This is a genomic window from uncultured Bacteroides sp. (genome assembly GCF_910578895.1).
In the GTDB taxonomy this organism is placed as follows: domain Bacteria; phylum Bacteroidota; class Bacteroidia; order Bacteroidales; family Bacteroidaceae; genus Bacteroides.
In genome coordinates this window covers 14847-21848 of sequence record NZ_CAJTSC010000050.1, presented here as the reverse complement: position 1 = coordinate 21848, position 7002 = coordinate 14847, and the positions used below count along the sequence as shown (strand labels likewise).

Annotated in this window: 6 protein-coding genes; 3 read left to right on the top strand and 3 right to left on the bottom strand. The window is 46.2% G+C overall.

What is annotated here, in order from left to right:
• Window positions 1-114: 114 nt before the first annotated feature.
• From QZ327_RS11590 to rmuC, 3 genes are all read left to right on the top strand, one after another.
• Window positions 115-627, top strand: a complete 513-nt coding sequence (locus QZ327_RS11590) for an outer membrane beta-barrel protein (protein ID WP_294619467.1) — start codon at window positions 115-117, stop codon at window positions 625-627.
• Between the two features lie 331 nt (window positions 628-958).
• Window positions 959-1813, top strand: coding sequence for a type I methionyl aminopeptidase (gene map, locus QZ327_RS11585; RefSeq protein ID WP_294619465.1), 855 nt, complete (start codon window positions 959-961; stop codon window positions 1811-1813).
• A gap of 10 nt (window positions 1814-1823) precedes the next feature.
• Window positions 1824-3266, top strand: coding sequence for a DNA recombination protein RmuC (rmuC, locus tag QZ327_RS11580; protein ID WP_294619463.1), 1443 nt, complete (start codon window positions 1824-1826; stop codon window positions 3264-3266).
• Window positions 3267-3428: 162 nt separating this feature from the next.
• Here rmuC and nhaA read toward each other — a convergent pair whose 3' ends face one another.
• The 3 genes from nhaA to QZ327_RS11565 all read right to left on the bottom strand — a co-directional run bounded on the left by nhaA (window position 3429) and on the right by QZ327_RS11565 (window position 6985).
• On the bottom strand, window positions 3429-4742 hold the full coding sequence (gene nhaA, locus QZ327_RS11575; protein ID WP_294619461.1) for a Na+/H+ antiporter NhaA: 1314 nt from the start codon (window positions 4740-4742) through the stop codon (window positions 3429-3431).
• Between the two features lie 104 nt (window positions 4743-4846).
• Window positions 4847-6631: a translation elongation factor 4 gene (gene lepA / locus QZ327_RS11570; RefSeq protein WP_294619459.1), complete on the bottom strand. Its 1785-nt coding sequence runs from the start codon at window positions 6629-6631 to the stop codon at window positions 4847-4849.
• A 153-nt stretch (window positions 6632-6784) separates the two neighbouring features.
• Window positions 6785-6985, bottom strand: coding sequence for a winged helix-turn-helix domain-containing protein (locus QZ327_RS11565; RefSeq protein WP_294619457.1), 201 nt, complete (start codon window positions 6983-6985; stop codon window positions 6785-6787).
• Window positions 6986-7002 lie beyond the last annotated feature (17 nt).

The following is a 7002-nucleotide window of genomic DNA, read 5'->3' as shown; positions in this document are numbered from 1 at the left end:
AACTAAAAATTTGTACAACATAAATATTCACCATACTTTTACACCCGGAAACGCAGGGAACTTCCCTGCATACCACAGTTCAATAACTATTTGTATAACTAAAAGGTGAAAAAGATGAAAAAGTTTGTAATCTTATTATTCGTAGCAATGGCTGCTTTATCAGTAAAAGCACAAGTGTATGTTGGCGGAACAGTATCCTTATGGCACAATGACGATGCCGATGCAACGGCTTTTACACTGAATCCTGAAGTAGGATACAACCTGAACGAAAAATTGGCTGTCGGCGGTATATTGACATTTGCGCACAGCAAACTGGACGAAGGAAAATACAATGCGTTCGGCATTGCCCCGTATCTACGTTACTCTTATTACGAAAACAAGATTGTGCGCCTGTTCGTCGATGGCGGTCTGGGATTCTCTACCCAAAAAGTAAAAGGTTTTGATGCTGTAAACGGTTTCGAAATCGGTTTCAAACCGGGTATCGCCATCAAACTGAATGACAAGTTCAGCCTGGTTGCCAAATGCGGCTTCTTGGGCTACAGAGACGACTATATGAATGTCGGAAGCGGTTATGGCTTCAACTTCAAAAGCGAAGACCTTTCATTCGGTTTCCACTACGAATTCTAATCCACATAAGACGCCTATATGCAAGAGGGATGCCGACATCGGCATCCCTCTTTTTATTATCACCCCATGGTTATAGGTTTCCAAGAGCCTGTTTAATTTTGTTCAGCATCATTTTGAGCGTCCTTTGCGAGGATGTTTTTCTGTTTTTATGAGGAGCATAGCGGGCTGTGTGACGAATGAAAAGAGGAGAACAGACCGGAAAGAGATTTGGGAAGAAGCTGAAGAAAAACTTTTTGAAGAAAATTTAAACAGGCTCTAATTATTCAAACATTATAAATACTCCCTCTTAAATTATTGCTATTTTTGCATATCGTTTATAAAATATACAATCATGAAAAAGTCCGTAAAAGGAGCCCGGTTTACTCCTAAAAACTATTCCGATGAAATAGAAGCCAAAATTCAACATTATAAAAGAGAGGGATACAAACTGCCGATGCGCCATTTGCTGCGTACGGAAGAGCAACTGGCAGGCATACGCGAAAGCGCCAAGATAAACACTGCCCTGCTTGACTATATCTCGGAGAATATCCGTGAAGGAATGTCTACGGCAGAGATAGACCACATGGTATATTGTTTTACGACAGATCACGATGCTATCCCCGCCCCTTTCCAGTACGAAGGGTTCCCAAAAAGCGTATGTGTCAGCATTAATGATGTGGTATGTCATGGCATACCCAGTACGAAAGAGTTCCTGCGCAGCGGAGATATCGTAAATGTAGATGTGTCTACCATATATAAAGGATACTTCTCCGATGCGTCGCGTATGTTCATGATTGGAGAAGTCAGTCCCGAAATGCAACGTCTGGTACAGGTAACCAAAGAGTGCCGCGACATCGGCATACAGGCTGCGCAACCCTGGGCACGATTGGGCGATGTAGGTGCCGCCATTCAGGAACATGCCGAAAAGAACGGTTATAGCGTAGTACGCGACCTTTGCGGACATGGTGTAGGTGTCAAGTTTCATGAGGAACCGGACGTAGAGCACTTCGGCAAACGTGGCACGGGCATGCTGATAGTGCCGGGCATGACGTTCACCATCGAACCGATGATAAATATGGGCAGCTACGAAGTTTTCATAGACGAAGCCGATGGCTGGACGGTATGTACGGACGACGGTCTGCCATCCGCCCAATGGGAGAGTATGATTTTGATTACCGAAGATGGAAACGAGATACTGACACAATAAAAACATAATCATGAATATCGTCTCATTACTCATTGGAATTATCGCAGGAGCCATCATCGGCTATCTGATAGCCGGCAGAAAAGCCGCTGCCCTGAAAACACAAGTAGAAGCCGCTGAAGGGCGTGAAGCGCTGTTGCAACACACCGCCGAAGAGCGCATCGCCCGCGAACGTTCCATTGCCGAAGAACGGCTGCAAGAAGCCGCCCGTCAAGCATCGGAACGCCTTAACGCGCAAGAACGCCTGTTTGCCGAACGCATAACCGAGCAGGCGCATAGCTTTAACGAGCGTCTTGCCGGGCAGGAACGTTCCTTCAGCGAACGCATCGCCGAACAGCAACAGCAATGGGAACAACGTCTTGCACGGCAGAAAGAAGAAGCGGAAGCCCTGCACAAACGTATGAATATAGAGTTCGAAAACCTATCGAACCGCATCTTCCAAAGCAAGACGGAAGATTTTACCAAACTGAATGCCGAACATCTGAACCACCTTCTTCGCCCGTTGGACGAGAAAATAAAAGAGTTTAAGGAAAAAGTGGAGCAAGTGTACAGCACCGAAGCCAAAGAACGTTTCTCCTTAGGAGAACGCATCAAAGAATTAGTGGAACTGAACAACCGCCTTAGCGAAGATGCCAACAACCTGACACGTGCCCTGAAAGGCGATTCGAAGATGCAGGGCAATTGGGGTGAAATGATTCTGGAGCGCCTGTTGCAGGCATCGGGGCTGATTGAAGGCGAACACTATTTCCGTCAGGAATTTCTGAAAGACGAACGTGGCGAAGTGATTGTCAGCGAAGAGAGCGGCCAAAAGATGCAACCCGATATCCTTATCAAATATCCCGATGAACGCGAAATGATAATAGACTCCAAAGTCTCCCTCACCGCCTATGCCGCTTATACGGCTGCCGAAGAACGGGAGGAACAGGCGCGTTGGCTCAAAGCGCATCTGCAATCCGTCCGTAACCACATTGACGAACTCAGCCGAAAAGACTATTCGCACTACAACATCAAATCACCGGACTTCGTAATGATGTTCATTCCCACAGAAGGTGCTTACTTGCTTGCCATACAGAGCGATGCCAACCTATGGGAATATGCCTATAACAAAAAAGTGGTACTGATGAACCCCACCAACCTCATCAGCGCCCTGCGTCTCTCACTCGATCTGTGGAAACGGGAGAACCAAGTGAAAAACGTACAGGCCATCATCAAGCGCGGCACGGCTTTGTACGAGAAGATAGTGGGGTTCACCGACACTTTCCTCACCCTCGGCGACCGCATGACAGCTTTGCAAAAAGACTATGACAAAGCACTCAACCAACTATCCGAAGGCAACGGTTGCGTAGTCCGCCAAGCGGAAATGCTGAAAGACATGAGCCTTACTCCGAAGAAACGTATCTCGGCAAGGCTGCTGCCTAAAGGGGAGGAAAAAGAGGAAGAACCGGAGGACGAATAGAAGATTTAGAAATCGGAAAAATGAAAAGGAATCAGAAGGGAAAGTCCCAAAGTTTCCCGATTCTAAAGTAAAAAAGGAATGTTATGTAATAAAAAAGGCAACTAACTCGCAATGAATAAGTTGCCTTTTTTTATTTTATCTTAGCAATATCCTTAAACAAATTTATCGCCCTTTCGGCAACACCCGATTCAGCACCACATATCCCAATAATCCGGCAAGTATCGTTCCCAAAAGTACTCCGAACTTAGCCTGGTTCAACAGTTCCGGATATTCGCCCGCAAACGAAAGGTTGGCAATAAACAAAGAGACAGTGAAACCAATACCACCCAACAAAGAGACACCTGCTATGTTCTTCCAGTTCATCCCTGCAGGCATCGACACCAAACCGCTCCTTATCGCCAACCACGTAAAGAGGAATATCCCGAGGAATTTACCCAAAAGCAGACCGGCAGCTACCGCTATACTCACCTCCCCTACGATATCACCACTGCCGCTGAACACCACACCGGCATTGGCAAAAGCGAACAATGGCAAAATCACAAAACTTACAACTCCGTGAAGATTGTCTTCCAAAGACTGCAACGGACTGATAACGTGATCGGATGCCCGTTCCACCTGCTTCAACGTAGCAATCTGCTCATTGGTCAGTACGATGTTATCCGACTTGGAAACCGGAAACTCCCCTACGATGTCACGAATGCGCTCAATGTATTTGCCGGCATCCAAACGGGGGCGCGCCGGTATCACAAATGCCAGTATCACTCCTGAAATAGTACTGTGTATGCCCGATTGGAGAAACAGATACCAAATAATAACGCCGAAAAGCAGGAAGAATATCTTCTGGGATACACCATACTTACCCATATAGTAAAGAAACACATACAAGGCGGCGGCTACTATCAGGTAACCGTATGCCACATCGGCGCTATAAAACAATGCGATAACCAATATCCCGCCGATATCGTCTACCACGGCGAAAGCCGTCAGGAATATCTTCAGGCTGAGCGGAACACGCTTGCCCAGCAGGCTGAGCACCCCTAAAGAAAAAGCGATATCGGTAGCCATAGGAATCGCTGTTCCGCGAGTTTCGGGAGTACCGGAAACCACCAACAACGAATAGATGACAACCGGCAGCACCATACCTCCACACGCCGCAATAAAAGGAAGAGCCGCTTTCCGCACGGAAGACAATTCGCCCACCAACAACTCGCGCTTTATCTCCAATCCCACCGCCAGAAAAAAGACGGTCATCAGGCAGTCGTTTATAAACTCTATCATCTTCAACGGATGCCCGCCATGCGAAAACAGGTTGAAATTTCCGATACGCAAATGAAGTTCCTGAAGCAGAAAATCCTGATATATAGGCGACAAGGAAGAATTTGCCACGACAGCAGCCAGAATGGCAGTCAGGAACAGGAAGATACTCGCCACAATGTTCGGCGACACATTTTTTTTCAGGGTACGTAAAGTCGTCATAAGTATTTAATTTAAGGTTTCACCTATCTAAGAAAGAAAAAAGGGGAAGTTCCACGAAAAAAACTTCCCCCACAAAAATATATCAATTGTCCGGCAATTAACCGCTAATCCAATTTAAGCACGGCAAGGAATGCTTTCTGCGGCACTTCCACGTTACCGATTTGCTTCATTCTCTTCTTACCTCGCTTCTGCTTCTCAAGCAATTTACGCTTACGGCTCACGTCACCACCATAGCACTTTGCCGTAACATCCTTACGGACAGCTTTTATTGTTTCGCGAGAGATAATCTTGGCTCCGATAGCAGCCTGGATGGCGATATCAAACTGCTGCCTCGGAATCAAATCTTTCAGTTTCTCACACATACGGCGACCCAACTCATACGCATTGTCAAAGTGTGTCAGGGTGGAAAGCGCATCCACCGGTTCGCCGTTCAGCAGTATATCCAATTTCACCAGTTTGGACGGACGGAAACCGTTTGCATGGTAATCGAAAGAGGCATACCCCTTAGAGATACTTTTCAGTTTATCGTAAAAATCAATAACAATCTCGCCCAACGGCATGTCGTAATATATCTCCACACGATTACCGGAAATGTACTCCTGCTTCACCAGTTCGCCGCGCTTGCCTAAACAGAGCGTCATTATGGGACCGATATAATCCGTAGCAGTAATCACCGACGCACGGATATAGGGTTCTTCGATACGGTCTATCAATGTAGGATCAGGCATGCTGCCGGGATTGTGTACCTCGGTCATGCGGCCTTGCTTGTCGTAAATATTATAAGATACGTTCGGCACGGTGGTAATCACGTTCATATCGAACTCACGGTCCAAGCGTTCCTGCACGATTTCCATGTGAAGCAGCCCAAGAAAACCGCAACGGAAACCGAAACCTAACGCCAATGAAGACTCGGGTTGGAAAGTCAGCGAAGCGTCATTCAACTGCAACTTCTCCAACGAAGAACGCAAATCCTCAAAATCTTCCGCTTCGATGGGATACACACCCGCAAAAACCATCGGCTTCACTTCCTCGAAACCGGCAATCGCTTCCTTGCACGGGCGAGCTATGTGCGTAATCGTATCGCCCACCTTCACCTCTTTGGAGGTCTTGATGCCCGAAATGATATAGCCCACATCTCCCGTACGTAACTCCTGACGAGGCATCATATCCATTTTCAGCACACCGATTTCATCCGCATCGTATTCCTTGCCCGTATTGAAGAACTTCACTTTGTCTCCTTTGCGTATCACGCCATTCACAATCTTGAAATAGGCGATGATACCCCTGAACGAGTTGAACACGGAATCGAAAATCAGCGCTTGCAAAGGCGCTTCCTCATCACCTTCGGGATGCGGTATACGTTCAACGACTGCCGCCAGAATTTCCTCTACGCCCATACCCGTCTTGCCGGAAGCACGGATTATCTCTTCACGTTTGCAACCAAGCAGTTCTACGATTTCATCCTCCACCTCTTCGGGCATGGCGCTTGCCATATCACATTTATTGATGACCGGAATTATCTCCAAATCATGCTCGATAGCCATATAAAGATTGGAAATGGTCTGTGCCTGTACCCCTTGCGAAGCATCCACAATAAGCAATGCCCCCTCGCAGGCGGCAATGGAACGAGACACTTCGTATGAAAAGTCTACGTGTCCCGGAGTGTCAATCAGATTCAGAATATACTTCTCACCTTTGTACACATACTCCATCTGGATAGCATGGCTCTTGATGGTTATACCTCTCTCCTTCTCCAAATCCATATCGTCCAGCATCTGCCCTTCGGTAACTTGGATGGTATTGGTGAATTCCAGCAGACGGTCCGCCAACGTTGATTTACCATGATCAATATGGGCGATGATACAAAAGTTGCGTATATTCTTCTTCATTTGTTTCTAAAATTTCAGTGCGCAAAGATACAAAAAGGAACAGACAAAAAAAATGCGTTGATAACATATCAATGATGTACCAACGCATTTTTTCCTAACGTAGTGATAAATTCTTTAACTCCTACGATGAATAATACAAGTGAAATCTCTTTCTTAATTCAGCTTCACAAACAGTTCGCCTTCAACTTCCTGAGTAGAAATTTTATCTTCTCTCAACAACCATCCAAGACCTAAGAACAAATCTTTGTCTACCAACTTTGTAGCTTTCTTGATTTGTTTCGCGGTTAAACCTTCGGTTTCATTCAGTACATTCCAAATCTTTCCTGCGGTTTTACCGGCTTTTTCTTTCAACATTTCTTTTTGTTTTTAGT

Excerpts from the sequence above, each read along its gene's own strand:
- map (WP_294619465.1), top strand. The coding sequence starts at position 959 with ATGAAAAAGTCCGTAAAAGGAGCCCGGTTTACTCCTAAAAACTATTCC.
- lepA (WP_294619459.1), bottom strand. The coding sequence starts at position 6,631 with ATGAAGAAGAATATACGCAACTTTTGTATCATCGCCCATATTGATCAT.
- QZ327_RS11590 (WP_294619467.1), top strand. The coding sequence starts at position 115 with ATGAAAAAGTTTGTAATCTTATTATTCGTAGCAATGGCTGCTTTATCA.
- rmuC (WP_294619463.1), top strand. The coding sequence starts at position 1,824 with ATGAATATCGTCTCATTACTCATTGGAATTATCGCAGGAGCCATCATC.
- nhaA (WP_294619461.1), bottom strand. The coding sequence starts at position 4,742 with ATGACGACTTTACGTACCCTGAAAAAAAATGTGTCGCCGAACATTGTG.
- QZ327_RS11565 (WP_294619457.1), bottom strand. The coding sequence starts at position 6,985 with ATGTTGAAAGAAAAAGCCGGTAAAACCGCAGGAAAGATTTGGAATGTA.